This is a genomic window from Thermomicrobiales bacterium (genome assembly GCA_041390825.1).
In the GTDB taxonomy this organism is placed as follows: domain Bacteria; phylum Chloroflexota; class Chloroflexia; order Thermomicrobiales; family UBA6265; genus JAMLHN01.
The window spans coordinates 1-25,789 of record JAWKPF010000012.1 but is presented as its reverse complement, the minus strand read 5'-3'; the positions used below and the strand labels follow the sequence as shown (position 1 = coordinate 25,789).

The 25,789-nt window shown below is 61.1% G+C and carries 22 protein-coding genes; 9 read left to right on the top strand and 13 right to left on the bottom strand.

From position 1 onward, the window contains the following. The first annotated feature begins 94 nt into the window (after positions 1-94). From R2855_07705 to R2855_07690, 4 genes are all read left to right on the top strand, one after another. Complete coding sequence (locus tag R2855_07705; protein MEZ4530905.1) at positions 95-1,255, top strand: hypothetical protein; 1,161 nt, start codon at positions 95-97, stop codon at positions 1,253-1,255. Between the two features lie 119 nt (positions 1,256-1,374). After that, positions 1,375-3,852, top strand: a complete 2,478-nt coding sequence (locus tag R2855_07700) for a glycogen/starch/alpha-glucan phosphorylase (GenBank protein MEZ4530904.1) — start codon at positions 1,375-1,377, stop codon at positions 3,850-3,852. 20 nt (positions 3,853-3,872) lie between these two features. Next, positions 3,873-4,904, top strand: a complete 1,032-nt coding sequence (locus tag R2855_07695) for a tagatose 1,6-diphosphate aldolase (protein MEZ4530903.1) — start codon at positions 3,873-3,875, stop codon at positions 4,902-4,904. 22 nt (positions 4,905-4,926) lie between these two features. Continuing rightward, positions 4,927-5,925 (top strand): glyceraldehyde 3-phosphate dehydrogenase NAD-binding domain-containing protein, encoded by a 999-nt coding sequence (locus R2855_07690; protein MEZ4530902.1) that lies wholly within the window; start codon positions 4,927-4,929, stop codon positions 5,923-5,925. 47 nt (positions 5,926-5,972) lie between these two features. Here the strand turns inward: R2855_07690 and R2855_07685 are convergent, their stop codons facing one another. The 5 genes from R2855_07685 to R2855_07665 all read right to left on the bottom strand — a co-directional run bounded on the left by R2855_07685 (position 5,973) and on the right by R2855_07665 (position 11,034). Further along, complete coding sequence (locus R2855_07685) at positions 5,973-6,977, bottom strand: LacI family DNA-binding transcriptional regulator (GenBank protein ID MEZ4530901.1); 1,005 nt, start codon at positions 6,975-6,977, stop codon at positions 5,973-5,975. 84 nt (positions 6,978-7,061) lie between these two features. Continuing rightward, complete coding sequence (locus R2855_07680) at positions 7,062-7,826, bottom strand: hypothetical protein (GenBank protein ID MEZ4530900.1); 765 nt, start codon at positions 7,824-7,826, stop codon at positions 7,062-7,064. After that, entirely contained in the window at positions 7,823-8,707 is an 885-nt protein-coding gene (locus R2855_07675; protein MEZ4530899.1) for a carbohydrate ABC transporter permease, read from the bottom strand. The genes R2855_07680 and R2855_07675 overlap by 4 nt, the downstream gene beginning before the upstream one ends. A 20-nt stretch (positions 8,708-8,727) precedes the next feature. Further along, positions 8,728-9,678, bottom strand: coding sequence for a sugar ABC transporter permease (locus R2855_07670; GenBank protein ID MEZ4530898.1), 951 nt, complete (start codon positions 9,676-9,678; stop codon positions 8,728-8,730). Between the two features lie 21 nt (positions 9,679-9,699). Continuing rightward, positions 9,700-11,034, bottom strand: coding sequence for a sugar ABC transporter substrate-binding protein (locus R2855_07665; GenBank protein MEZ4530897.1), 1,335 nt, complete (start codon positions 11,032-11,034; stop codon positions 9,700-9,702). Between the two features lie 258 nt (positions 11,035-11,292). Here R2855_07665 and R2855_07660 point away from each other — a divergent pair, with 258 nt between their 5' ends. Next, positions 11,293-13,983 (top strand): GH116 family glycosyl hydrolase, encoded by a 2,691-nt coding sequence (locus R2855_07660; protein MEZ4530896.1) that lies wholly within the window; start codon positions 11,293-11,295, stop codon positions 13,981-13,983. 10 nt (positions 13,984-13,993) lie between these two features. Here R2855_07660 and R2855_07655 read toward each other — a convergent pair whose 3' ends face one another. From R2855_07655 to R2855_07645, 3 genes are read right to left on the bottom strand one after another with little or no spacing between them, the layout of a single operon-like run. Further along, positions 13,994-14,938 carry a metal ABC transporter permease gene (locus tag R2855_07655; protein MEZ4530895.1) on the bottom strand — a complete coding sequence of 315 codons (945 nt, stop codon included), beginning with the start codon at positions 14,936-14,938 and terminating at the stop codon, positions 13,994-13,996. After that, positions 14,935-15,762, bottom strand: coding sequence for a metal ABC transporter ATP-binding protein (locus tag R2855_07650; GenBank protein MEZ4530894.1), 828 nt, complete (start codon positions 15,760-15,762; stop codon positions 14,935-14,937). Before R2855_07650 ends, R2855_07655 begins: the two co-directional genes overlap by 4 nt. A gap of 8 nt (positions 15,763-15,770) precedes the next feature. Further along, positions 15,771-16,814 carry a metal ABC transporter substrate-binding protein gene (locus tag R2855_07645; protein MEZ4530893.1) on the bottom strand — a complete coding sequence of 348 codons (1,044 nt, stop codon included), beginning with the start codon at positions 16,812-16,814 and terminating at the stop codon, positions 15,771-15,773. A 186-nt stretch (positions 16,815-17,000) separates the two neighbouring features. On the opposite strand from R2855_07645, the gene R2855_07640 reads away from it, so the two are divergent. Both R2855_07640 and R2855_07635 read left to right on the top strand, forming a co-directional pair. Continuing rightward, a complete protein-coding gene (locus tag R2855_07640; GenBank protein MEZ4530892.1) occupies positions 17,001-17,447 on the top strand; it encodes a Fur family transcriptional regulator in 447 nt (148 codons plus the stop codon). Next, a complete protein-coding gene (locus tag R2855_07635) occupies positions 17,447-17,698 on the top strand; it encodes a zinc ribbon domain-containing protein (GenBank protein MEZ4530891.1) in 252 nt (83 codons plus the stop codon). Before R2855_07640 ends, R2855_07635 begins: the two co-directional genes overlap by 1 nt. A gap of 120 nt (positions 17,699-17,818) precedes the next feature. Here R2855_07635 and R2855_07630 read toward each other — a convergent pair whose 3' ends face one another. Then, complete coding sequence (locus tag R2855_07630; GenBank protein MEZ4530890.1) at positions 17,819-18,586, bottom strand: endonuclease/exonuclease/phosphatase family protein; 768 nt, start codon at positions 18,584-18,586, stop codon at positions 17,819-17,821. Further along, positions 18,579-19,514: a mechanosensitive ion channel gene (locus tag R2855_07625; GenBank protein ID MEZ4530889.1), complete on the bottom strand. Its 936-nt coding sequence runs from the start codon at positions 19,512-19,514 to the stop codon at positions 18,579-18,581. The genes R2855_07630 and R2855_07625 overlap by 8 nt, the downstream gene beginning before the upstream one ends. A 214-nt stretch (positions 19,515-19,728) precedes the next feature. Here R2855_07625 and R2855_07620 point away from each other — a divergent pair, with 214 nt between their 5' ends. Beyond that, positions 19,729-20,691 carry a hypothetical protein gene (locus R2855_07620; protein ID MEZ4530888.1) on the top strand — a complete coding sequence of 321 codons (963 nt, stop codon included), beginning with the start codon at positions 19,729-19,731 and terminating at the stop codon, positions 20,689-20,691. Between the two features lie 119 nt (positions 20,692-20,810). Here R2855_07620 and R2855_07615 read toward each other — a convergent pair whose 3' ends face one another. Both R2855_07615 and R2855_07610 read right to left on the bottom strand, forming a co-directional pair. Next, entirely contained in the window at positions 20,811-22,193 is a 1,383-nt protein-coding gene (locus tag R2855_07615) for an FAD-dependent oxidoreductase (protein ID MEZ4530887.1), read from the bottom strand. A 128-nt stretch (positions 22,194-22,321) separates the two neighbouring features. Next, complete coding sequence (locus R2855_07610) at positions 22,322-22,996, bottom strand: CHRD domain-containing protein (protein ID MEZ4530886.1); 675 nt, start codon at positions 22,994-22,996, stop codon at positions 22,322-22,324. Between the two features lie 787 nt (positions 22,997-23,783). Between R2855_07610 and R2855_07605 the strand changes: the two genes are divergently transcribed. Further along, on the top strand, positions 23,784-24,044 hold the full coding sequence (locus tag R2855_07605) for a hypothetical protein (GenBank protein ID MEZ4530885.1): 261 nt from the start codon (positions 23,784-23,786) through the stop codon (positions 24,042-24,044). A gap of 176 nt (positions 24,045-24,220) precedes the next feature. Here R2855_07605 and R2855_07600 read toward each other — a convergent pair whose 3' ends face one another. After that, positions 24,221-25,219, bottom strand: coding sequence for a Gfo/Idh/MocA family oxidoreductase (locus R2855_07600; GenBank protein MEZ4530884.1), 999 nt, complete (start codon positions 25,217-25,219; stop codon positions 24,221-24,223). Between the last annotated feature and the right edge of the window lie 570 nt (positions 25,220-25,789).

Below are 25,789 nucleotides of genomic sequence, written 5' to 3'. Positions count from 1 at the left end.
GCGGTGTTTCTCTTTCCGTTTGCGCGGTACTACTCCCAATTCTCCAAACCAATGACCCAGCTTTCCTAAGCCACCAGCCATTCCATTACCTGAGGTGCTCAATCTGGTCATCAACGACTGGGACTACATGCGCGCCGACCGGCTACTCGGCAAACAGTCGATGCCAGGACTCTACGTCAACTACGTGGGCTGGGCCGTCATCATTTTTGCCGTCGCAGGTCTCTTCGTCCTCTGGCAACGATCGAAACCGATTGTTCTGGTGTTGGGACTGTTGATCGTGGGGGCGCTCTGGATCGGCAGCGGAGCGCCATTCCAACTCATGGCTCGTGACTGGGCGCCGCCAGCATTGCGAGACTTCGCAGTCTCGATCCGGAACCCAACGTTCATTGCCGGCGCGGCTGCGCCAGCAATCATCGGCCTGGCGGCAGTGGGCGTCGACACCGGCCTGCACTGGGCCCTTGGCGCGCAACCGCGCGCTTCGCTGGCAAACCGTTACCCCTGGTTGCAGCGAGCCGCGGACGTCGCCGTGCGCGCAGGGACGATTGTTTTGCTGGTGGTAGCGCTCGTGAATCTTGAACGCGGCGCGAATCAGTGGCTGATGTGGGAACCAGTCACGCAGGAGCGCGCAGATCTCTATCTGAATGCACTGGCAACGGACGAAGTCGCCTGGGTTTCGCCGCCTGACAGCGATTGGCGGCTGCAGATGCTCGGATTCGATGCGGGGTACAAGTACTCCGATGGTTGGCGCCCATGGACGATCGGTATCTTCACGCAGCAGCCGACGCCGCTCAGGGCGGTTCGGTTCGACCCAGCGCTTGCGCCACCAAATGCCGAGCTTGTCGACGAGAATTCGGTGGGGCTGGTGTATCGATCGACGTTGCCAAACCAGTATGCGACCGTGTCCTCCGGTGGAACATGTTCGGCGCATGGGGAAGCCGGGAACATCGATATCACTTGTGATTCACCTGAGGCCGGCACATTGACTGTGCAGGAGAATGCATTCGACGGTTGGAGCGCGACGGTCAATGGAAACGAGGTCGAGCTCGCTTACGGGCAGCAATGGGTCACGATCGAAGTTCCCGCCGGAACGAGCACTATCGAGTTGCGCTACCGGCCGTGGGATTTCTGGGTCGGACTGATGTTGAGCTTGATCGGGGTCGCGCTCGCCATCGCGATGCTGGTGGTACCGGATCGCTATCGTTTGCACGCAACCTGGCATCGTCCCCAAATTCAGTCGAAAACTGCCGCCAACTGACCGAAAAGTCGATTCTTGGTAGGAATTCGACCCCAATCTCACGTATAACCACTACTGGCAACGATGCCCACTGCGATGCGCGGCCGATCGACTGACCGCATTTGACTTCAGGGAGCACCATGCCCAGTCTTCGACAATTCGAAAGTCGGCCGCAGCGAACGGTCCGTTCCTTTACCCGTGAGTTCCTGGAAAACCTGCGCTACCACCGGGGCGTCGAGCAGTATGCGACGCCGGTCGACTACTACATGTCGCTGGCGTTGACGGTGCGGGAATACATGATGCAGGACTGGCTGGACAGCCTGCATACCCAGAGCCGCACCGGCGCGAAGGTCGTTTGCTATCTCTCTGCCGAATACCTTCCCGGCCGGCAGCTCGGAAACGCCTTGTTGAATGGCGACCTTCGCGAAATCGCCGCGGAGTCGCTGCAAAGCCTGGGACTCGATCTCAAGGAGCTCATGGAACTGGAGACCGAGCCGGGGCTCGGCAACGGTGGCCTGGGTCGCTTGGCGGCCTGCTTCCTCGATTCCCTCTCCGCACTGGATATTCCCGCGATCGGCTACGGCATCCGGTACGACTTTGGCATCTTCCGGCAGACCTTCGTCAACGGCTGGCAGATCGAACAACCGGATAGTTGGAGCATGGGCGCCTCGCCGTGGGAGGTGGTCCACCCGCAGTTTTCGAACCGGGTTGGTTTCGGCGGCCATACCGAGCCGTACTACGACGAAACCGGCCAATTCCAGGTGCGCTGGATTCCGAGCGAGCAGGTGATCGGCGTTCCCTACAACATTCTGGTGCCCGGATATCACACCAAGATGGTGAACACGCTCCGGCTCTGGCGAGCGCGAGCCGCGCAGGAGTTCGACTTGCGCACCTTCAATGCGGGCGACTATGTCAACGCGGTGCAGCAACAAATCGCGTCGGAAACGATCTCGAAGGTGCTTTACCCGAACGACACTACCCCTCAGGGGAAAGAACTCCGGTTGCGACAGCAGTATTTCTTTGTCGCCTGCTCGATCCAGGACATCTTCCGCTTCCTGCCGTCGGGATACGATCTGCGCAATCTCCACAAGCGTTATGTCTTCCAACTGAACGACACACACCCGACGGTCGCGGTGGCGGAGATGATGCGCTACCTGATGGATGAACGCCACATTCCGTGGACGGTGGCGTGGGATATCACGTCGAAGATGTTCGGATACACCAGCCACACGCTCCTGCCAGAGGCGCTCGAGACCTGGCCGGTGGAGATCTTCGGGCGTCTCCTGCCCCGTCATATGGAGATCATCTACGAAATCAACCGGCGCTTCGTGGAAGACGTGCGCAGGGTTTGGCCTGGCGATGAGGCGCGTGTCGAACGCATGAGCATCATCGGCAACAACGGGCAACCACATGTGCGCATGGCGCACCTGGCCACGGTTGGCAGCTATTCGGTAAACGGTGTTGCGCCATTGCAGTCCCGCTTGCTCAAGGAGCGCACGCTCCGGGATTTCTCCGAGATGTGGCCGAAGAAGTTCGGCAATGTCACCAATGGCGTCACGCCGCGACGCTTCATCGGGTTGGCGAATCCACGATTGGTCGAACTGATCAGCTCCAGGATCGGCGACGGCTGGTTGACGGATATCACCCGATTGGCCGAAATCGAGCAGTACGCCGACGACCAGCAGTTCCAGGCCGACTGGCACAAGGTCAAGATGGCGAACAAGGCCGATCTCTCGATCGCGTTGCATCGCATCACCGGGGTCGGCATGTCGACATCAGCGATGTTTGATGTGCTGGTGAAGCGGATCCACCTCTACAAGCGGCAACTGCTCAAGGCGTTGCACGCCATCGTGCTTTACAACCAGCTCAAAGCCGGCGCCAAGAACGCGCTGATCCCAAGGGTGGTCATTTTCGGCGGCAAGGCCGCGCCGGGATACGAGATGGCCAAACTGGTCATCAAGCTCATCAACTCGGTCGCCGAGGTGGTGAATCGGGATCCTTCCACCCGCGACCGCTTGGCCGTGGTCTACCCACCGAACTTCAACGTGACCCTGGCAGAGAAGATCTACGCGGCGGCTGACGTTTCCGAGCAAGTCTCGCTCGCTGGCATGGAGGCATCTGGCACCGGAAACATGAAGTTCGCGATGAACGGCGCGCTGACGGTTGGCACGCTCGACGGCGCGAATATCGACATTCGCGAGCTGGTGGGTCCGGAGAACTTCTTCACCTTCGGCATGACCGAAGACGAAGTGCGCGATCTGCGATCCTCGGGCTACGATCCCCGTTCGATCTACGAATCGAACCCTGATCTCAAGCAAGCGATCGATATGATTGCCAGCAATGCCTTCACACCGAACGAACCAGGCGTATTGCAGCCGATCGTGGATCATCTCATTGGGTATGATGAGTTCATGGTGCTGGCCGATTTCGCGTCGTACGCGGAATGCCAGATGCGCGCGGAGGAAGCCTTCCGGAATCCGACCGCATGGACGCGGATGTCGATCCTGAATACGGCCCGATCGGGCTACTTTTCGTCGGATCGCAGTATTCGTGACTATGCGGACACGATCTGGAAGGTGAGCCCGATGCGCATGCATGGTCAGTCGCGCGCCAGGTAGTCAAAGGCAAGGGAGAAACGGTGGCCGCTGTCAGAATCGCCCGAGGAAAGTTCGACGGGATCAACGCCTGTGCCGGCAAGAATGGAGTGATCTCTGCCGCGGCCATGGACCAGCGCGGGTCGCTGCAGAAATCCATCGGCAAGGCCCGCGAAGACGGCAAAGCCACTGCCGAGGATCTGGCAACGTTCAAGAAGGCGGTGGTGTCCATCTTGACACCGCACGCCAGCGCGATCTTGATCGATCCCGAGTTCGGCCTGCTGGCGCTCGAAGTGAAAGCGCCCAATTGCGGCGTCCTGCTCGCCTACGAGAAGACCGGTTATGATGCGACTGTAAAGGGCCGCCTGCCGGATCTTCTGGACGAGTGGAGCGTTCGCCGTCTGATCGAGGCCGGCGCAAACGCCATCAAGATCCTGCTCTACTACGATCCTGCCGATGATGCGGCGATCAACACCATCAAGCACGCTTTCATCGAGCGGATCGGCGCTGAGTGCGCCGCGAACGATGTTCCCTTCTTCCTGGAACCGGTGACATACCGGGACGATGTGAGCGGCCTTGCCTGGGCGAAAGCCAAGCCAGAGGCAGTGACGCGCTCGATGGAAGAGTTCTCCAAGGACAAATATGGGGTCGACGTCCTCAAGGTCGAGGTTCCGATCGACATGAAGTTCGTCTCCGGCACACGGTCGTTTACCGGGGAAGAGGCCTACACCCGCGAAGATGCATTGCGGCTCTTCAAGGAGGCGTCCGACGCCGCCACGAAGCCGTTCATCTATCTCAGCGCGGGCGTAAGCAACGAGCAGTTCGTCGAAACGCTGCTGCTGGCCGCGGAATCGGGCGCCGACTACTCCGGTGTCCTGTGCGGCCGCGCCACCTGGCAAGAAGGTGTGCCCATCTTCGGCAAGGACGGGATCGACGCGCTCGAGGCCTGGCTCTCCACGCAAGGCGTGGAAAACATCAATGCGGTCAACAACGCGGTGGCCGCGGGAGCCAAGCCGTGGTGGACAGTGTACGGAGGAAAAGACGCGATCGAGGTGTTCGATCCCGTCCTCAGCTAGACAGGAAGGAACGGCCCGCACAATGGCAGGCGTAGGAATTCACGGGTTCGGGCGGATCGGGCGCTCGGCGTTGCGCATTGCGCTGCAGAACAATCTCTTCACTCCGGTGTCGATCTCGGACATCAAAGACTTGCCGACGCTGGCGGCGCTTTTCAAGGTCGACACCAATTACGGGGTCTTCCCGGAGCCGGTAACCGCCGATGGCAACACTCTGAAGATCGGCAATCGTTCCGTGAAGTACATCGATTCATCGAAAGAGCTGCCGGATTGGGCGGCCCTTGGCGTCGATCTCGTCATCGATTGCACCGGCCGCGCAACCACACGCGCGGGCGCCCAGGCGCACCTGGACCGGGGAGCAAAGCGGGTTCTGGTGAGCGCGCCGAGCAAGAGCCGAGACGACGCCGATGTCTTCCTGCTGGCCGGAATCAACCAGGATACATACGATCCTGCCAAGCACAAGATCGTTTCCATGGCGAGCTGCACGACCAATGCGCTCGCGCCGGTGGTGAAAGTTGTGTTGGAGAACTTCGGCATCAAGGAAGGGCTTTTCTCGACGGTTCATGCCTACACCAACACGCAGTCGTTGACCGATCAGCCGATGAAGGACCGGCGTGACTCCTGGGCTGCAACGGAGAACATCATCCCCTCGTCGTCCGGCGCCGCACGCGCGCTGCAGTTCATTTGGCCCGATCTGAAGATCACCGGCAAGGCGTATCGCGTCCCGGTACGTACCGGCAGCATTGCCGAGCTCAACCTGATCACCGAAAAGAAGGTGACCGTCGAATCGGCGAACAATGCCTTCCGCGAAGCAGCCGGCAAGTCGCCGCTGAAAGGCGTCATGGATGTGCTGGAAGAGGAGTGGGCATCGTCCCGCATCGTCGGGGATGCTCATTCATCGATTGTCGATCTGCCGATCACCCAGGTGATGGGTGATACCTTCCTCAGCGTGGCAGCGTGGTACGACAACGAGTGGGGCTACGCGTCCCGGCTCGCCGAAACCGGAGCGCTACTCGCGAAGTAACGTCGACCGCTTGCCTCGTCCCAAATCGGGACGAGGCATTTTTCGTTTCAGGAGATGCGGTGAACTGATTCCCGCTCGATGATGCGCGTTGGCACCGTCCACTTGGTCGCGATGTCCTCGGTCGACCGATCTCCTCGAATCATGCCGAGCAGCCGTTCGAACGCGATCTGACCCAGCAGCGCTCCCGAGTTCCGGACCGTCGTGAGCGGCGGGGAGAGCATCCCAGCGGCATCGATGTCATCGAACCCCACGATCGAGATGTCCTGACCAACTGTCAGGCCCCGACTCGCCACCGCTCGATACGCGCCAATGGCAGTCTGATCGCTCACGGCGAAGATCGCCGTCGGCGGGTCAGGGAGATCGAGCAACGCGAGGGTTTCACCATACCCCTTCTCATCGCCATGAGAAATGCGGGGTGGGATGAGATCGAGGTCGAACGCCGTGCCAGGCGTATGCATGGCCGCCAGGTATCCGCCGCGCCGCTCCTCGAGTGTCCAGTACTTGGACGGACCGCGCAAAAAGCCGATGCGCGTGTGTCCTGCCGCTCGCAGGTAATTCGTCATCTCGTAGGCGCCCGCAAAGTTGTCGAAAACGACGGTCGCCACTTCGATGCCCGGGATGAAGTGATCGGCCACAACCACGGGCAAGCCTGCTTCCAGGGCAGTTGCCACCCACTCCGGGTCGAGATCGCCCCCGCCAAGCACCAGGAGCCCTGAGGCCCAGCCGCCCGACCAGTGGTCGATTCGGGGACCGTCGCCGGTATCGGCGAACTCCACAACCACGCGATAGCCGGCACGGCGCGCCGCCGATTCGATGGCTCGCAGGATATGACGATTGAAGGGATCGCGATCGGGAGCGGTCGGAAGATGCTCGATGAGCAACCCGATCGTCTCCAACGACCCGGCCGTCCGGCGAACTGGCGCCTGGTAGCCAAGCGCTCCTGCTGCGGACATGACACGTTTCCGGGTTTCCGTGGAGATGCCTGGGCGCCCGTTCAGCACGAGCGACACGGTCGCCAACGACACGTCTGCCGACAGAGCGATATCTCGCATCGTGGCTTTGCCGCCCGATCTGCTCTCTCCGTTCTCGTGCCGGTCGCCTGGTCTGTGCGCCACGGATCCCTCTGCCTATTGCTATCAGCGAGACTGTACGCCAAAACCTGGGTGGTCCGAGGACGGCTCATGTCCGATCGCTATCGCGTTCGCATGACCGCGCCCAAGCGCTGCCGTGAGCACGCCCAATGGCCCAAGCGCCAGCAGCAACACCGGGCCGACTGCGATCGCGAGCCAGCAGACAATTGCGAAACATCCCACCAGACCGAGCTGCTGTACCGGAGCGGCGATCAGTTGCCGCGCCCCGAGCGTCCAGGCAGATGCCGCTCCGACTTCGAACCGAGTGGCGGCGCACATTGCCGGGCCAATGAGCAGCACAATCGAGAAAAGCACGCCAAGCGCGAGAAAAACGAAGATCCGGAGTACGAACGACGACGGATGGCCGCTCGCAAGCGAAAGCAGCGCAAGCACGGCCGTTCCGATCACGGCCGGGGCAAGCGCGACCCGGCAGGCGATCCCTGCCGTTCGGCGCCAGAGTGCCGGAAGCTCCGACATTGCGACGCCGTAGCCGTCCAGTAGGCGATTGCCCGTCGCGACCACGAGCGCCCAAAACGGGGCCGTGCACAGCACCATCGGCCCCCAGACCACGAGCCATCCTGCAGCCGAGGCCGCGATCACAAAGGGAGCGAAGACCACGAGGCAGAGCGCGGAGAGAACGAACAGCAAGAGCGCGTTCGTCCAGATCGTCTTGCCCGCGTGGACCAGGAGGCGGTTGGACCCATCGTCGGTGAAGGGATCGCCCACCGTCTGGGATGGGGAGGTGCGCTGCGACATGGGGTGCTGAGTCATCCTCTTATCCCTGTGAGTGCAATGCTCTCGGTGAGTCGCCGTTGGGCAAGGAGATAAACGATCAACACAGGGATCAGCACGAGTGTGATGCCGGCAAAGACGGTCGTCGGGGTACCTCCGTACATTGCGCTCAAGCGAAAGAGCCCAACCGGCAGGGTGAGCTGATCTGGCGTATTGAGAAAGAGATTTGGAGAAAGGAAATCGTTCCAGGCCGCCTGGAAGTTCAGCACTGCAAGTGCCGCAATTGCCGGCGAGGCAAGTGGCAACGCAATCTGGAACATGACGCGCAGATGCCCGGCGCCATCGAGGCGGGCGGCCTCCTCCAGGTCGCGGGGAGTCCGCAGGAAGAACTGCCGCAGCAGGAAGATGCCAAAGACATTGATCAACCCCGGCAGCCAGATGGCGGCGTGGTGGTTGATCAGGCCGAGGTAGCGCATCAGAACGAACGTGGGAATAATCGTCACCTGCCCCGGCACCATGAGCGCGGCCAGAAAGATGATGAACACCAGGTCCCGTCCAGGAAAACGCAGCCGCGCAAAGGCGTAGGCAGCCATCGTGCTGGTTGTCACCGAGCCAATCGTGATGATCATCGAGATCTTGAAGCTATTCCAGAACATGCGCCAGAACGGCATGTCTTCGAACACTCGTCGCACGTTTTGCAGACTCAGGTTGGTCGGAGTCCAGTCCGGTGGCTTGCCAAACGCTTCCAGCTGCGGCACGAATGCGGTGACCAGCACCCAGTAGAACGGGATGATCATGATCAGGCAGATGAGGAGCATCAGCAGATAGAGCCCCCAACGCCCGAGGAACCGCAACGCACGCTGAAGGGGCGAGATGCCGCGTGGCTCCTGGACGATGGTTGCCGGTTGCGTGGCAGTCATGCGAGGGTGTCCTCTCGAAGTCAGTCGTAGAAAACCCAATGCCGGCTCAGGCGCATCTGGATCAGGGTCATGGCAAGAATGATGAGGAAGACGATGATGGCCATCGCTGAGGCGTAGCCCATCTCGAACCGCTTGAATCCCGTCTGGTAGATGTGCAGCACCACGGTCGTCGTGCGTCCCAACGGACCGCCGCCGGTCATGATGAACATGGGATCGAAGATCTGGAACGCGCCGATGAAGGTGAGCACCGAGGTCAAGAAGAGTGTCGGTGACAACATTGGCACGGTTACGTTGAAGAAGCGGCTGACCGCGCCAGCACCGTCGATTTTGGCAGCTTCATAAAGATGCTCGGGAACTCCTTGCAAGCCGGCCAGGAGCAGAATGAACGTGAACCCGATCGTTTTCCACAAGTCGACAAGGATCAGCGAAGGCATCGCCGTGTCGGGCATCAACAGCCAACTTTTTGTCGGCAGACCCAACTGTTCGAGGTAGTAATTGATGAAGCCGTAGTTGGGATCGAGGATGTAGAGCCAGATTAACGAGACAGCGGCCCACGACATGATGACGGGGAAGAAGACCGCCGTTCGGAAGAGATACTTCAGAACCCCAGGGATAGCGCGCTGCACCATGAGCGCCAGCGCAAGCCCAAAGCCGATGTGCAACACGAGTGACCAGAACGCGAACACAAAGGTGTTGCGTACCGACTGCCACATCTTGTCATCCGACATCAGCTCGCGGTAATTGCGGGTTCCGATGAAGCGCGCATCGGTGAGCAGGTCCCATTCATAGAAACTGAGCACGATGGCGCCGATCAGCGGGCCTGCGATGAACACCAGGAAGAGAATGATCGCGGGACTCAGCAGCAGATAGGCCCAGATAGCTTCCCGCCGCCTGACGGCGGCGGGAAGCGTCCCTTCGATTGCACCGGTGGCCGCAAACGACCGCGCGGTCTGTCCTTGTTGCGCGCTCACCACCGAGCTCCGTGGGAATGACTAGAGGTTGTCGGCGATCTTCTGATTGAGCTCCTCCAGAGCCGGCTCAGCTTCGAGATTCCCCAACAGGATCTGATCGAACGTGTCGATGATATCGTGCTCGATGATCGCGCCGTTGTCGGTCCCTGGCACCGGAGTCGCATAGTCGAGCGCTTCGTAGAAGGTCCCGATACCGGCTGGCATCGAATCCAGGAACGCGGGATCGAGCGCCACCGACTTGCGCGCGGACACCTCGTAGATGAGGTATTTGGCCGCCTCCTTGGAGGTGAAGTACTTGGAAAGCGCCCAGGCGGCTTCACGATTCTGGGTGGACGACATGATTGGATACGACTTCCAGCCGACCGGCGATCCTGGGCCAGAATGCTGCGGCCACTGAACAACATCGATGTGGTCCTGAGTGCCGGCTTGCACCTGGCTGGGATAGATCCACATGCCAACGCCGATCATGCCGAGTCCGCCCTGGGCGAAGATGGTGAACGCGTCGAACTCTCCGCCGGGTTCCGGGCTAATGCCGTCGGCCACAAGCTGGCGCATCTGCTTGGCAGATTCGACCGCTTCCGGCGTGTTGATAGTGGCCTGGGTCCAGTCGGCGCTCAAAGGGCTGGCGCCATTGGTCAGCAGCCAGGGCATGACGGACGGAAAGAGTCCGCCAGTCACATGCATGCCATAGACCTCACCGGGCTTGGTGAGCGCGCGCGCCGTCTCGTTGAAGTCGTCCCATGTCCAACCCGCCACCGGCTCGGGCACGCCAGCCGCAGCGAACACTTCCTTGTTGTACCAGACACCCATGGTGTTGAACTCGCCCGGCAAGACGTAGGTTTGGCCGTCCGGGGAACTGAGGGTGCGCGTGAACTCGAGCAGGCGGGGATGCACGTCGTCGAAGAACTCCTGCATCTCTTCCGCGTCCCGCTCCAGCAGATCGTCGATCGGATCGAGCAGCCCGCGCGAGGCAAAGACCCGCTGCCCTTCTGTCGCAATGACCAGGACATCGAACGATTCGCCGCCCGCGATCCGGGTCGACACCGAATCGGCGAAATCGGCCCAGGAGTCGCCCGGAATACCGACGACCTCGAGCTCGACATCGGGATAGAGCACGTTGAACTGTTCGAATCTGGCCGACTCGTCCGCCGCCTCGCCGTAGTACAGCAGCCGAACCTTGCCGGACGGCGCAGCGTCCTGCAACAACACCGGCGCCTTGGCCGCTGCCAGCATGCCCTCGATTCCACCCGTGACGCCGACCGCCGCTGCGGCTCCCAGCTGACCGGATCGCGTGAGCACGGTTCGTCGCGAGACGCCGCGTGTCATGATTGAGGCAGGCATTCGACGATCACCCATATGACCATTCTCCCTGAACGAGCCGTTTCACCGGCTCAACAACGCCCTCGGTATTTGGTTTTTGCGACTTGCCGCATTCTCCCAGCGATTCGCTTTGGTGTCAAGTTGTGTTCACTAAACGCTTGACTAAACCTCAGGGCATCCTCACAATTACAGCTACTCGAGCTTAACCACGAGACAACGCTGGCCACAGAATGCCGAGCGCCCCAAGGTTCCGCATCGGACGGGTTGCCAATCAACAGAGCAGGAGTCGAAGCCATGGTCGAGGCGGACGTTCAGAAACTCGCTGGACGCGCCTACCGCGGGGAAGCGGTTCGGGCGATCGCAATGCCGTTGGGCGGGATCGGGACCGGTCAGGTTTCGCTCTGCGGCGACGGCGGCCTCCGGCAATGGCAGATCTTCAATCAGTCGAACCATCTTGCGTTCGTCCCGGACAGCTTCTTTGCATTGCGCGCTGGATCGGCGCCCGGTCCGTCAGGCGGCATTACCCGGATATTGCAGTCTGAGACAGCGCTGGCGCTGCCATTTCTGGACACCCCGCTGATCAACGACGACATCGTGCCGGTGCAACAACGGGCGCTGATCGAGCGCTTCGGCGGGGTGACCGAAACGGTCTTCACCAGCCGGTACCCGTTTGCGCAAATCGACTATCGCTTCGATGCCTGGCCAGTCTCAGTCCAGCTCGATGCCTTCTCCCCGTTTGTACCGCTGGATAGCGCGGACAGCTCCCTTCCAGCGGCGCATTTCCGATTCACGGTCCGAAACACCTCGCTGGCAACCGTGTGGGGAGCGCTGGGCGCGACCCTGAAAAACGTGGTCGGATGGGACACCATCTCACCTATCGAGGGAAACGCGAACCCGGGTTTCGGGGGCAACGTCAACGTCATCGATCAGGAAGGGAACCGCACGTCGATCGTCATGGAGCAACCGGGGCTCGCCTGGAACGACCCGTACCGGGGTCAATTGGCATTGAGCACCTCCCAACCCGATCCGATCGTGCTGCCGGCATGGAATTCGCCGTCCGACTTCATTGGCGCGATGGAACGTTTCGACTTCGGCGCCGATCCACCAGGCGCTGCTCCCGATCCGATGATTCCGGTCGGCGTTCACCGCATGCGGGCCCGTGCCTCCATGGAGCTCGCGCGAAGCCAGCAACCCCATCCCAGTCCGCCGGGGCACACGGCAAATGGAGGACTCCTGCTGCCGTTCGTGCTGGAGCCCGGCGAAGCGCGTGAGCTCGATGTACTGCTCAGCTGGTCGTTTCCGAACTTCTATGTCAACTACGATCAGCCAACACCGAACTTTCGCGAAGAGTTGACCCGCAGCCGGCTCTGGCTCGGCAATGCCTACAGCACTCGCTATGCCAACGCGATCGCAACGGCGCGCGATGTCTTCGATCGCCTGGACGATCTGCGCCAGCGATCGCAGACGTGGACCGATGCCGTCCTGTCGTCTTCGTTGCCCACCTGGCTGGCGGACTTTCTCCTCTCCCAGGGAGCGTTGATTCGTTCGCCCACGATCTTTCAAACGGCGGATGGCAAGTTGTATGGGTTCGAAGGCACGCAGGGAGCCTCGACTTCCATGCTCGGCTGGAAGGGCTTCGGCGGGTCGTGCCCGCTGAACTGCACGCATGTCTGGGAATACGAGCAGGCGCTCTCCCGGCTCTTCCCCGATCTCGAACGAACCATGCGAGAGACCGATTTCGATTACGTGCAAGCCCCTGAGGGCTACATCCCCCACCGCACTTTGCTCCCGCTCTTCGTCAAGCAGTTGTGGGGATGCCCAATCGGCGGTCCCACGAATCCCGCGCTCGACGGCATGTTGAGCACGGTGCTCAAGACCTGGCGCGAGATTCGGCAGGGAGCCGGCCCCGATTGGGCCGCGCGCTATTGGCCGAACGTCCGCCACTTGATGCGCTACATCTCAGCGACGTGGGATCCGGATGGCGACGGCGTGCTCGCTGGCGAGCAACCAAACACCTACGACATCGAGTTCTACGGCACGAACATGCTCATAGGGTCGCTCTGGCTTGCAGCGTTACGCGCATCGGAGGCATACGCCACGCAGCAGGGTGACGAAACGTTCGCCCAGGAGATGAGGGCCCTGTTCGAACGGGGCAGTGAGGCGTACGACCGGCTCCTCTGGAACGGCGAATATTACATTCAGACTCTTGGGCCAGATGACCCGCGGGAACAGCAATACCTGACCGGATGCCTGGCCGACCAATTGATTGGGCAATGGTGGGCGCACCAACTCGACCTGGGCTATCTGTTGCCTCGCGATCGCGTGAAGAAGACGCTCGAGTCGATCCTCGCCTACAACCTGCGGGAAGGGTTCGAGGGTTACGACCCGGAGGAACGCGCTTTCGCCAATGGCGATGATGTCGGTCTTCTCATCATTGCTTGGCCCGCGGGGGGACGTCCTGATCGACCGACCCGCTACCACGACGAGGTGTGGACCGGTATCGAATACCAGGTCGCCGCGCACTGTATCTACGAAGGGTTGGTGGATGAAGGCTTGCGGCTGATGGAAGCGGTCCGCGCTCGCTATGATGGCGCCAAGCGCAATCCGTTCAACGATATCGAATGCGGTGACCACTATGCGCGCGCCATGTCCGGTTGGACTGTGCTGGAGGCGTTGGCAGGATATCGATACGACGCAACCGCACTGGCGCTGGCATTCGATCCGGTGCTGAGCACATCTCCGGCACGTTTCCCGTTCGTGGCCGGTACGGGCTGGGGAACCGCGTCGATCGACGCAAGCGGAGTGTGTGAACTGCACTTGATGGAAGGAAGTCTGACGCTTGCCCAGCTCGGACTACCATCCGGCGCAGGCGGGAAAACCGCAAGCAAGAACGGCTCACCGCTCGAGGCAAGCGAACACAATGGCGTTTACTTTTTCGACCGAACCCTCGAAATGGTTGCGGGTGACGTCCTGACGCTCCACTAAGGGACGATCGTCACGCGCGTGATGGTGAGCGCGGATCGGCTTCCACGGTATTGAACACCGGATCGGGCTGAGCCTCGGCTTTGCGTCCCTGAGGTGCGGTGACGGTAGCCCCCGCCACGCGAGGCGCGCCGACAGGCTGGAAATGGCGCCAGACCCCGGTCCCCAGATAGACCACCAGGAAAATCGCGGTGCCCAGCAGTACGATGGCCGCTCCAGACGCGATGTCGTACTCGAAACTGACGAACATCCCGAAAAAGCCGGTCGCCGCGCCGATGATGGTGGAAAGCACGAGCAACCTGCCAAAGGTTTGCGTGAGCAATCGGGCTGTGCTGGGCGGGATGACGATTGCCGCGGCAATGAGCGTGACGCCAACGATGTTCATCGAGGCAACGATCGTCGCCGCGAGCGCTAGCGCAAAGCCGGTTTCCACCCACCGCGTCGGAACGCCAGAGACCGCGGCGATCTCCTCGTCGAAGGTCGTAAAGAGCAGCTGCTTGTAGGCCAGGAAAATCGCCAAACCGACGACGAGCGTGACACCGCCGATGATGAGGATATCCTCGTGCGAGACGCCAAGGATGTTCCCAAAAAGCGCCGCTTCGAAATTGCGGGTGAAGGTTCGCTTCTTGCTGATGAGCGCCACTCCAAGCGCGAATGACGCAGTGGTGACAATGCCAATGGCGGCATCGGCGCCGATATTGCGCTTGCGGGCCGCCGCATTGATGAGCAAGGCCGCGATGAAGCTCCAGAGTCCCGCGCCGATGAAGAAACTGATGTTCATCAGGTAGGCGACCACCGCCCCACCGAAGGCAGCGTGGGACAGCCCATGACCGATATAGCTCATGCGGCGCAGAACGATGAAGACACCCATCGCCCCGCAAAGAGCGCCGACCAGGGTTGCGACGATGAGCCCCTGACGAAAGAACTCGTATGCGAGCGGATCGGTGAAGAAGCTCACGCGACCTCCAATTCCGGCGCTGTCGACGGGCGCAGCGAGAAGGGACCGTGCGATCCGGCTTCGGTCACCAGCAAGTTGCCGGTCTCTGGATCGCGGATCACACGCATCTCGGCATCGAAGGTGCGGCTCATGATCTCGGAGGTGAAAACTGCTTCTGGCGAACCCTGGGCGACGATGCCTCGGTTGACGCAAACCACCCAGGGCAGGTGCGCCGCAAGACTGTTGAGCTCATGTGTGGTGATGACGATCGAGATACCGGTCTCGTTGATTTCGGCCAGCAAGTGCAGGATCTCGTCTCGTGTCCGAATATCGACACTGGCAGTTGGCTCGTCGAGAATCAAGAGATCGGGCTTGGAGATCAGCGCGCGCGCCAGAAAGGTGCGTTGTTGCTGGCCGCCAGAAAGATCGCGGATATGGCGTTTCGCCAGGTCTCCGATGCCCAGCCGATCGAGGATCTCGGCAACATCCCGCTTGTCCCGCTTCGAAGGCCAAGGCAGCCAGCCCATCTGGCGGTGCTTTCCCATCACGACGACGTTTTCGACTGTCACCGGGAACGACCAGTCGATGACGCCGACCTGGGGGACGTAGCCGACATTGGCGGGTGGGTCTCCGAAGGTCACCGGGCTGCCGCTCACCTCGACCGTGCCGCTCACCCGGGGTGTGAGACCGACTATCGTGCGCAAGAGCGTCGTTTTTCCTGCTCCGCTCGGCCCGATGAGTCCGACGAAGTGGCCGCTGGGAATACGCAGATCGACCCCGGAGAGCACGTATCCGCGCTGGTATCCGCAGCTGACGTTCTCGAGCAGCACTGCCGGCGTGGCCATCGGAAATCCTATGCAGCCCAGGTGTCGCCGGTCTCGACGGACTCCATGAGCGACGAGTCACCACCAAGCGCATCCGCCATGATCTGCAAATTGCGCTTCATCATGCCGATATACGTGTGTTCTGGCGCGTTCGGGTCGCCGGGCGGTTCATCGTCGCGGAGATCGTCCACGTACACCGCGCCGGTCTCACTCGCAATCTGCTCCAGCACGTCACTTGGGAAGACTTCTGAGCCAAAGATCGCCGGCACATTCTCTTCCCGGATCTGATCGATCAGGTCGGCCACATCGCGGGGAGACGGTTCGGAAAAGTCAGACGGCTGAATCGCGCCAATCACCGTCATGCCGTAGTTCGGGGCGAAATAGGCCCACGAGTCGTGATAGGTGAGCAGCCGGCGATTCTCTTCAGGGATGGAAGCAACTGTGGCATGAATCGCGGTATCGAGCGATTCGAGAGCCGCTCGATAGCGTTCCAGATTGCCGCTGAAGTAGTCAGCGTTGTCGGGATCGAGTCGTGAAAGCTCGTCCGTGATCAGCTCAGCGTAGGCAATGGCAAACGGAACGTTGGTCCAGAGATGCGGATTCGGATGCCCATCTTCCTCCGGGAAGGAGAAATCGTAGGCGTACTCCTCTGGCGTGATGGTCTTGTCCCCAAGCGTGAAGACCGCGGCGCCGTCAGGGAGATTCTCGTTTGCCATCTCGATCGTAGGATCTTCCAGATCGAGACCATTCGCAATCAGGACATCCGCCTGCGAGAGAATGACTGCATCGGAGGGCGCGGGCTCGAATGTGTGCGAGTTGGTGCCGTCCGGCACGACGCCATGCAGATTGATGCGGTCGCCACCGATGTTGCGCACGATCGAGCTGATCGGCGCCACGGTGGTGGCAACGTTCAGCAGACCGTTGTCGCTGAAGTCGTCGCTCCATCCCAGCGTGGGGGTCGGAGTTGCCTCCTGAGCGGCTACCCAGGAAGTTCCACGCATGCCAAGCATGGCAGCGGCGCCCCCCGAGACAAGCAACAACCTTCGACGCGAGATGGGACGATCGACCGACATTCGCTGGCTCGTTTCTGTTGAATATCGAACAGTTGCAGATGCGACTATTCGCATCTGGCCGAAGATCAATAGTATGCTCCGTTCTGCGCGATTGCAACGCGCCCGATAGCTTGAACGCGCTCGCGCCGCGACCATAAGATTTCGTTTCAGATTTCGGACGTTCTCGGGAGCTTCTTCAGGAATTCCATGCAACCGGTATCGACATCGAACTCCCATCTCGTCCAGTTGCTTCGCTCAGTCGACCAACGCGCCACACCGCAGCGACTGATGATCCTCTCCATTCTTGAAACAGCGGATAGCCACCTGACCGCGGATGAAGTGATTCAGCGACTCGGCCCGATGAGCTCTGTGCTCAACCGTTCGACGGTGTACCGCACGTTGGAGCGGTTTCGGGATGCCGGCATCGTTTCCGAAACCGATCTGGGCGGTGGAGTGCGTGTGTTCGAGCTCCTCGCCGTGCAGAAACATCACCACCTGATCTGCCATCAGTGCAACGGCATGATCGAAATGGACGATGCCGCGGTCGATTCGATGCGGATGTCGATTCGCGCGCAGTATGGGTTCGAGCCGCAGGTCGATCATCTGGCAATCTGGGGGCTCTGCGCGGTCTGCGCGGACACTGGGCGCGACTGATGCCGCGCTACGACTTCCAATGCCAGGAATGCGAAGCGGTGATCGAACTCGACCTTCCGATGTCCGCGGCAACCAGCGCGCAGGTCTGTCCAGTCTGCGGCGAGAACGCGGAACGCATCTTCACGATGCCAAAGCTTCTGTTCAAGGCCGATCCGCGCGATGTCACCCCGGTGTGGCATCAGCACGATGGATACTCCCATGCGCACGCCCCGCGGCGAGGCCGGCATCGAAACCCCAGCGAGGACCATTGATCCCAGACCCGGCGCCTGGACGTGGGGACCGTGAGCCGAAATGTGCCGGCCTTCGCCCAAGCGATCGAGGGCTGGCGGATGCTCGGATTCTGTGCGGGTGGGTTCGCAACCGTCCCGGCACTAACGCCAGTCGATACCGGCGACCACTGGGAGATGGTCCGAACCGGCATCGCGGCCAATGCCGGCACTGCGGGCGATGAACTCCCGGGTGTACCAGATGTAGTCGATACGGATCACCGGGGGCAGCGTGATGTTTTGCGTGCGGGGGCCGAAGCGATGCGGCTGCCCTACCCGCTTGGGGAAGCTGGCCGCGCTCTTGCCGACTTCGTGAAATGCATCGATAAGGCCGGCAGCCGTGAGGATGCGGTGCTCAGGCTGCTTGTCGGTCATATTGAAGTCGCCAAGCACCAACGACGGAATCCCCGACGTGGCAATCCGCACAACTTCCTGAATCTGCTTCATGGTCACTGGGTCGAACGTGGCTCCGGTCATGCGCACCTTGGGTGGCCGGGGATGCGCCACGACAACCTGCGCTTCTCGTCCGCGTATTTCGAGTCGGGCGCTCAAGTCCGGCCGTCCGTTGGCAAAAGGGTGACTCTCGCTATCGGTGATCGGGAACTTGCTCAGCAATCCCTTGCCCGCAAAACCACCCGGGTGCAGCACGCGATAGGGGAACGCGCCATAGAGCTGCGATTCGATGGCATCGGCTTGCTCGTCCGAGAGCTCCTGCAGCCCAATGATGTCGGCTTCGGCATAGTAGAGGTAGTGCACCAATCGATCGACCGGGGCGAGACCGTTGCCGACGTTGTAGCTGAGGACGCGCGCGGCCACCCCATTCCCCAAATCCTCGGGCATGTCGGATTCCGCGTCCGGGTTGCGGCTACTCAACGTCCTGTCCTTCGCACTCATCGATCAGCGAACTGCGCCGGATCGAGACTATGGCATTCGGAAACGCGCTTCGCAACCGTTGAACAGCGTCTGCTTCGACATCGCGCGAGCTCGCCGTAGTGGATTTCAGTTGAACGCGGGCGTGAATCTTGTTCGGATCCTCATGCTGCTTGCCTGCTGGCGAGCCGATTCCGTGGCTGCTGGCGAAGACGAGAAACCGATCGACGACCCCTCGGTCGGACGGGGTCGTCAGCGCGATGTGTCCCTGGATTGGCGGGTCGGTTCCGAGCAGGTTGGCAATGGCCTGGTTGATCGTTTCGCGCTCGCCATCGATCCCGATGACGCGAATCACGGTGGAGACGCTCGTCTCCCGATCGAGATTACGGAACGGCTCGCTCAAGTGCAGCGAGTTTGGAATGATGACTGTCGCATGATCGTCCGTCACCAGCGTGGTGGTGCGCACACCGATCTCCGTCACTTCCCCCTCGTTGTCGCGTATGCGAATGCGGTCTCCGACTTCATACGGGCGTTCGAAAACGAGAAAGGCTCCACCAAGGATCGACTTGAGCAAATCCGCCAAACCGAAGACCACCGCAATGGTGCTGATGCTGAATGCCGTGAGCAGGGTTGCCCACGACGCTCCCAGGAACGCAAGCGTCATGGTGAAGGCAAGCGCATACAGGCCGAGCGCGATCGTGTTGTTGATCAATGACTCGGTCGCCGGCGTGACGTCGTCGATCGGAATCCGCCGCCAAATCAGTCGTTGCACGAACTTGGCGACATATCGCGCGACCAGGAAGAGAATGAGCACGAACAAGAGATCGGCGGAGATTTCGAGCAACTGATCCCAGGCAGTGCCAAATCGGTCCCCAAGCCCACTTGGAATGATGGAAAGCGGGGTGCTCCCTACCGGGCCGTTGCCCGCCATGTCGCCTGTCCTGAGTTCATCGGATGTCCGCACAGTCGATTCGTCCCGCGTAATACTACGGAACCGGCGCGCATCTGTGTCGTCTGCGGCAGAACAGCACGACTGCGCGAAGTGCGGCAATCACTGACGCACACAATCGCCAGTTGGCACGCTGCAATGCTGATCATCTCCTGATACACTGCAGGTATCGGCGTACGTACGCAAGGAGAATCCTATGAAGCGGTCCGTAGCACTCGTCGTGTTCCTGTTCGGGCTTGTGTTTCTGCTTCCCACAGCGGCGATCGCGCAAGATGCCACGCCGATTGCCAATGTGACCACCACAGAGGAAGGCGAAGTTACCGCCAACCTGAGTGACGGCGAAGAGAGTGTGTTGCTCAAGATCAACGGCAATACGCAGGTGGCGCCGGGCGACACGATCGAAAACGCAGTCGTCATCAACGGCAATATCAATGTCGCCGGCACCGTGGAGGACACAGTCCTGGTGGTGAAGGGCGACGCGGTCGTGACCGGAACGATCAACGGGACGATTTCGGTGGTTCGCGGCACCCTCACGTTGGAGCCCGGATCGACCGTGAAGGACGTCATGTTGGTCGATAGCGAGCTGAACCGCGCCGACGGCGCCACCGTGACAGGTGAAATCGAGGACCGCGGGCTGGACTTCTCCTTCGGTCGTGGTTTGGCGGTCTTCTCCCTTCTCTGGTGGATCGGGATGACGATCGTGGCGCTGGTGGCAGCGGGTATCTTCGCCTGGTTGGGCCGCAAGCAGCTCTTCGGCTCGGTGGGAACGCTGAAGACCGATTTCGTGAAGAGCCTGATCACCGCAATCGTGCTCTGGATTCTGCTTCCGCTTGGCGCGGCGCTCATCCTCTTCACCCTGGTGGGCGCGCCACTTGCGCTCCTGGTTCTGTTGGTGATTCTTCCCGCGCTTTGGTTGCTCGGCATGATCGTGGTCGGGACCTGGCTGGGGAGCTTCATCATCAATCCGACAACAACCGGCCGCGCTGTCGGCGCTGCCCTCTTGGGAACGCTGATTCTCTCGGCGGTTTCGCTGATCCCGTTCATTGCGGTGATCACCACCATCGCCGCCATCATCGGTTCCGGCGCGTTCGTTTACCGCGCGATTGCGAACCGCAACGCCACTGACTTGCCGGCCGTCCCCGGGTGGCAAGCGGCATAGCTGAGACAACATCCAGGGGGTCGGGGAAACTGGAAGAAGGGGGAAAAGGGCTGGCGAGCATTCGCCAGCCCTTCTTCATGCGTTCCTGGTGGGTTTCAGGGTCCCGGATCCGGTTTCCGTCAATGTCGGGTCAGGCGCTCGACGATGGAGTTGCCCGAAGGCGGCTCACCGGTGCGTTCGGCTTTCATGTCGATTTTCCAGAAACCGCGTTGCACGAAACGGACGCCAGCGAACCGGAAGGGTTCGGGTTCCCAGTTTCGCGAATGGTGATTCACCGGCGGCAGATGCGTGATCGGCGAATCGACGCCCGTCATGAGATCGGCCAGAATGCGGCCGGCCAGATTCGCCGTCGCCACGCCTTGACCGGTATACCCCCGCGCGGTGGCCACGTTCTCCTTCTGGTTGTACCCGATCGTCGGCATGAAATCGCGCGGCCATCCAAGCGATCCACCCCAGGTATGGGTGAACTTGACATCCTTGAGCACCGGGAACCAGGTGCGGACATTGTTCTCCAGCATCGTATGGGTCGCTGGGTGGCGATCGTACGCGTCCTTGATCTTCGATCGAAAGTGGTACGGGGCGCCACGGCCACCGAAGAGAATGCGGCCATCGATGGTCTTGGAGAGGTAGTCGACCGTGTATCGGCAGGAGTCGACCAGCTCACGCCCCTGCCACCCGATCACCTCCCATTCACTCTCCGAGAGCGGCTCGGTGAGCGTGATGAGCGAATAGACCGGCATGACTTGCCGGCCGACGCCTTTCAGGCTGCTCATATACGACTCGCCACAGAGCACCACAGTTCCAGCCCGCACGTGACCGTGATCGGTATGCAAAGCTGGATAGGCGCCGCCAGAAAACGAGGTGACATTCGTCTGTTCGTAGATCGTGGCGCCGCGCTTCTCGACAGCGCGCGCAAGTCCACGCACCAACTTGCCAGGATGGATGACGGCGTTCTCTCGCAGGAAGATCGCGCCCACCGACCCGGCGATTCGGATCCGCTCATCGAGCTGCTTCTTGTCCAGCAACCGATACTCGTCATCGAAACCGAGACGGGACATCGTTTTCGCGTAGTGATGCACGGTGGGAAGCTGGGCGGTGCCACGCGCAGTCATGAGCGTGCCGCTCTTCTGCCAGTCGATATCGATGCCCTGCTCCTGGGCAACGCGGCCGACCTCATCCACCGATGCCGTCATCGCCTCATGCGTGGCGATCGCCTGTGAGCGCCCGTACTTCTTCTCGAGCTGGTCGAGCGACGTGGGGAAGCCGGATGTGCACCATCCGCCATTCCGTCCCGAAGCGCCGAACCCGGCAATCTCACGCTCGAGAATCACGATCTTGAGATCAGGATTTCGTTCGAGCAGGTACCACGCGGTCCACAGCCCCGAGTAGCCCGCGCCGAGGATGGCAATATCGGCGTCGACCGTTCCGTTCAGCCGAGGACGCGGCGTGAGATCGTCACCGCAGGACTCCAGCCAGTAGCTATAGGACGCGTAGTTTTTCATGCGTTCTCCATCGGTGTGGGGCATCTGATGCTGGAAATTCTAGTCGGGCGCGCAAAAAGCGGACGGCAAGGACGCCGTCCGCTTTTCCCAAAGTGATCTGCCGGGGTTTGGCCCGGTCTGGCGCGTTGCTACGCTCGGTTGTCCTTGCGGCGAAGACCAAACGCACCCGCCAGCAGCATGACTCCCAGCGCTCCCATGGCAACCACCAGGAATCCAGTGCTGCCAGTGAACGTGGTGCCAACACCAGAGGCGCCGATATCGGTCACCGACGAGGTGCCTCCAACCGCCGCCGGGCTGGCTTGAGCCGCCGGAGCAACGGTGGCCGTTGCTTGCGCTGCGGCTTCGACTTCACCGCCAACGGCCTCGACCGGAATATCGCCGCAGGCAACATAGGTGCCAATGTCGTCAGCGGAGAGATGAATGTTGATCGCGTATGGGCCGTTCGCCAACAGGTCTGCCAACGGAACATCGACAACCGTGACGCTTTCGCCGGCCGCATCGACATCGGTCAGCGGATAGACCACGTCGCCGAGCTCGGCGCAGGTGCCGGAATGGATATGCGCCGGATGACCGCCGGTGGCGCCATCGACCAGGATATCGACCGTGGTCGTGCCATCTCCGTTATCGGTCAGACTCGCGTCCCCAGAGACCCCGGAGCCGTTGAGCTCATTGATGGGCACCACCACGTCATCCTGCGCGAATGCGCCGTTGACCGCAAACGACGCAGATGCCAGCAACAAGAACGCCAGCGCCGCAAACAGCGAGAACCGCCGAAGACCACGTCGTTGACCACGCTTCTCCATGAACACTTTCCTCCTACGGGTTTGGGTATCGGATGCGGGATACCGCAAATGCCCTGAACGCACTTCGAGCAGCCTGTGCCTCAGGGACATACTCAGCCTAAAGGCTGCAGCGCTTTCGCGCAACTGGGAGAACCCGGATGAACGCGGATCGGCATGCATCCTCACACGTACCGATGCGCTCCCTTCTACGTCGTATTGCGTAGGAGATGCGTAGGTCAGCGAATACGTCATCCTGCCGATGTTCCAGGGGCCCGCTCGGTGGCATCATCTGAGTGTGGCAAGTAAGACGAGCCACATACGCGGACGGAGCCGGAGTAATGGAACCGGAACGTCCAGAGCGGATATTGGACGATAAGGAGATACGGGCAATGTTGAGCCCAGTCGTGAACCATCAACTCGTGGCGAAGGCGATCGAAACAACGCCGTCTGTTGCCCGAGACCGCGCCCAGCGCGCGGAGCTGCTAAGCGGAAAGCCCCTGCCAGGGCAAACATTCGGCATCAGACGCTGGTTGCGGTCTGGGTTTGCGCGGAGCGAGAGCCAGGTAATCGAGAACGGCTCGCTCCGCTCGGATGCAACCGCCTCTTCCTGAGAGGCCGTCTGAGTATCACTAAGCGAATTCCGGCACACTCCTGCCGTATGGCCGAGCGTCTGGTGCCAAAGACCCGGCCAACTCAATCTATCCCCTGTTGAATCCTCTCCCACCCCAAGTATCGGAGAGGATTCGGCGTTTTCCGGGAACCGTGCGGCACACTCCCTCCGATACACTCTCGACCGGAAGGAGCCGCCATGGACGCGAACGACGAGATTCTGGAAATCATCTGGCCTGAGACCGGCCTGCACACCAAAGCGGTCGCGCCGTTGCGAGAACGCGATCAGCTCTCCGACGAGGATGAGGTCTCGCTCTCGATCGACTTCCTGACGCTCTCGCTCTCGCCGCTCGAGCTGATCCAGCTCGCATCGTTCCTGCGCATGACCATCGATGGGTTGCTCGATCGACACCCAGGGTATCAACGCGCGGTGGTGAACGCATTCGACATTCGGGACTAGGCGGGTCTCCGCCTCGTGGCCCGTCCGCGCCGGCCGTGTGGCCCGCTTCCCGTTCGCAATTCTGAGAAAAGGAAGCGGACCGTTGCTCTCAGCGTGCCCGTCCCACGGCACATCAATGGCTCGCCGCGGCTCTGACAACTGAAGTCTGCCGACCGACGACCGGTTACTGACGTCCCCTAAAGCGCGACGGTGCGGTTGGACTCCATGGATTCACGGGCAGCGAGCGCGGTATCGAGCGCGAGACGCGCCTCCGCTGGGGTGGCACGGGTTGCAGGCTGTCCCGATCGGACGCACTCGACGAAATACTCGATCTCCGCGAGGTAGGGGTCGATTTGCGTCACCTCGAGCTGTGACGGCTCGCCCTCATTCGGGTAGAGGTAGAGCGCATTGGTTCCCCCGGCTTCTTCCACGCTCCGGCCACCGGCGCGGAAATCGTATTCCAGGAAGCCCTCCGAACCGAGCACTTGCATCGTCGAGGTAAACGGATAGGTTTCCGGCATCATCATCCCGCCATCGACGACCGCCGATACGGTGCCGTAGTCGATCAGGATCTGTACCTGGTCCCATCCATTCGAGCGCGGATTGCGAACACCGTTCGCGGTGACCGATTGCGGGGCGCCGAACACCCAGTTGAGCGCGTCGATGTCGTGGATCATCATGTCGATGACCGCGCCGCCGGTAAGGTCCGATCGCGCAAAGAGCTCCGACCAGGCCGGAAACGGCTGACGCCGATAGGCAAGACCGGACCGCAGCTGACCGATCGACCCGTTGCTCGCTCGCTTGTGCAACTCGACGTACTCGGGCCAGAAGCGAAGCACGTGCGCCATCATGAAGACCTGACCGCTCGCCTCTCCCGCAGCCACCAGGGCAGCGGCATCGGCGTCGTCGAGCGCGATCGGTTTCTCCAGCAGGACATGCTTCCCGGCCGCGAGCGCCGCTTCGGTCAGCGGACGATGCTCGGGCGTCGGGAGACAATTGTCGACGGCATCGATCGACTCATCGCGCAGAATCGCGTCGATATCGTTCGTATAGACCGTGCCGAGTTCCTGCGCCAACGGCCCAGCCCGCTTATCGGAATGGGCATAGACCGCGGCAATATCCACACCGGGAATCTTCTGGAAGGCCCGCGCATGCGTCCCTCCCATGAACCCGGCACCAAGAATGGCAACTTTCACGTCGTGAACTCCTTCAGCACGCGGCATGCGGCACGCAGCAGGCAGAACGTTCAGCTTTCCAGGCGAATTGCGATCGCGCGAATCAGTCCCTGAATGAGTCGCCCCGCCTCTGCGCTTCGCTGCAACAATCGCTCTTCTGTCGAACTCGAGCAGTATCCGAGTCGCTGACCTATCGAAATCTGAGTCTCCGCCTCGCGCAACGAGCCATGCGCTATTCGCAAGAAATGGTTGAACTCCTTGTCGTTGCGCCGCCCCTGCCCTTCCGCAATGTTCGAAGGAACTGAGACAGCGCTCCGGCGTACCTGCTGCACAAGCCCAAATCGTTCCGGATTCGGCCAAGTGTCTGTTTCTCGGTAGATCTCGACAACCAAGTCCATTGACTTTTGCCAGGCAACCAGGTCTCGGTAGGTTTCGACACGGGGATGCTCGTTCACTGGCCGCTCAGACATTCGTCACCACTCGACTTGTTTCTGCATTCTGCCTGCCGCGTGCTGCCTGCTATTTGGGAACAAACGGCCGCAGGAACTCGTAGGCGGATTTGGCGGCGGCTTCGACCTCGTTCAGGGGCGG

What these genes read in the sequence shown, in the direction of transcription:
- R2855_07610 (MEZ4530886.1), bottom strand. Translation starts at nt 22,996, where the DNA reads ATGGAGAAGCGTGGTCAACGACGTGGTCTTCGGCGGTTCTCGCTGTTT.
- R2855_07660 (MEZ4530896.1), top strand. Translation starts at nt 11,293, where the DNA reads ATGGTCGAGGCGGACGTTCAGAAACTCGCTGGACGCGCCTACCGCGGG.
- R2855_07605 (MEZ4530885.1), top strand. Translation starts at nt 23,784, where the DNA reads ATGGACGCGAACGACGAGATTCTGGAAATCATCTGGCCTGAGACCGGC.
- R2855_07665 (MEZ4530897.1), bottom strand. Translation starts at nt 11,034, where the DNA reads ATGGGTGATCGTCGAATGCCTGCCTCAATCATGACACGCGGCGTCTCG.
- R2855_07690 (MEZ4530902.1), top strand. Translation starts at nt 4,927, where the DNA reads ATGGCAGGCGTAGGAATTCACGGGTTCGGGCGGATCGGGCGCTCGGCG.
- R2855_07635 (MEZ4530891.1), top strand. Translation starts at nt 17,447, where the DNA reads ATGCCGCGCTACGACTTCCAATGCCAGGAATGCGAAGCGGTGATCGAA.
- R2855_07680 (MEZ4530900.1), bottom strand. Translation starts at nt 7,826, where the DNA reads ATGACTCAGCACCCCATGTCGCAGCGCACCTCCCCATCCCAGACGGTG.
- R2855_07685 (MEZ4530901.1), bottom strand. Translation starts at nt 6,977, where the DNA reads ATGCGAGATATCGCTCTGTCGGCAGACGTGTCGTTGGCGACCGTGTCG.
- R2855_07640 (MEZ4530892.1), top strand. Translation starts at nt 17,001, where the DNA reads ATGCAACCGGTATCGACATCGAACTCCCATCTCGTCCAGTTGCTTCGC.
- R2855_07645 (MEZ4530893.1), bottom strand. Translation starts at nt 16,814, where the DNA reads ATGTCGGTCGATCGTCCCATCTCGCGTCGAAGGTTGTTGCTTGTCTCG.
- R2855_07615 (MEZ4530887.1), bottom strand. Translation starts at nt 22,193, where the DNA reads ATGAAAAACTACGCGTCCTATAGCTACTGGCTGGAGTCCTGCGGTGAC.
- R2855_07700 (MEZ4530904.1), top strand. Translation starts at nt 1,375, where the DNA reads ATGCCCAGTCTTCGACAATTCGAAAGTCGGCCGCAGCGAACGGTCCGT.
- R2855_07625 (MEZ4530889.1), bottom strand. Translation starts at nt 19,514, where the DNA reads ATGGCGGGCAACGGCCCGGTAGGGAGCACCCCGCTTTCCATCATTCCA.
- R2855_07620 (MEZ4530888.1), top strand. Translation starts at nt 19,729, where the DNA reads ATGAAGCGGTCCGTAGCACTCGTCGTGTTCCTGTTCGGGCTTGTGTTT.
- R2855_07650 (MEZ4530894.1), bottom strand. Translation starts at nt 15,762, where the DNA reads ATGGCCACGCCGGCAGTGCTGCTCGAGAACGTCAGCTGCGGATACCAG.
- R2855_07675 (MEZ4530899.1), bottom strand. Translation starts at nt 8,707, where the DNA reads ATGACTGCCACGCAACCGGCAACCATCGTCCAGGAGCCACGCGGCATC.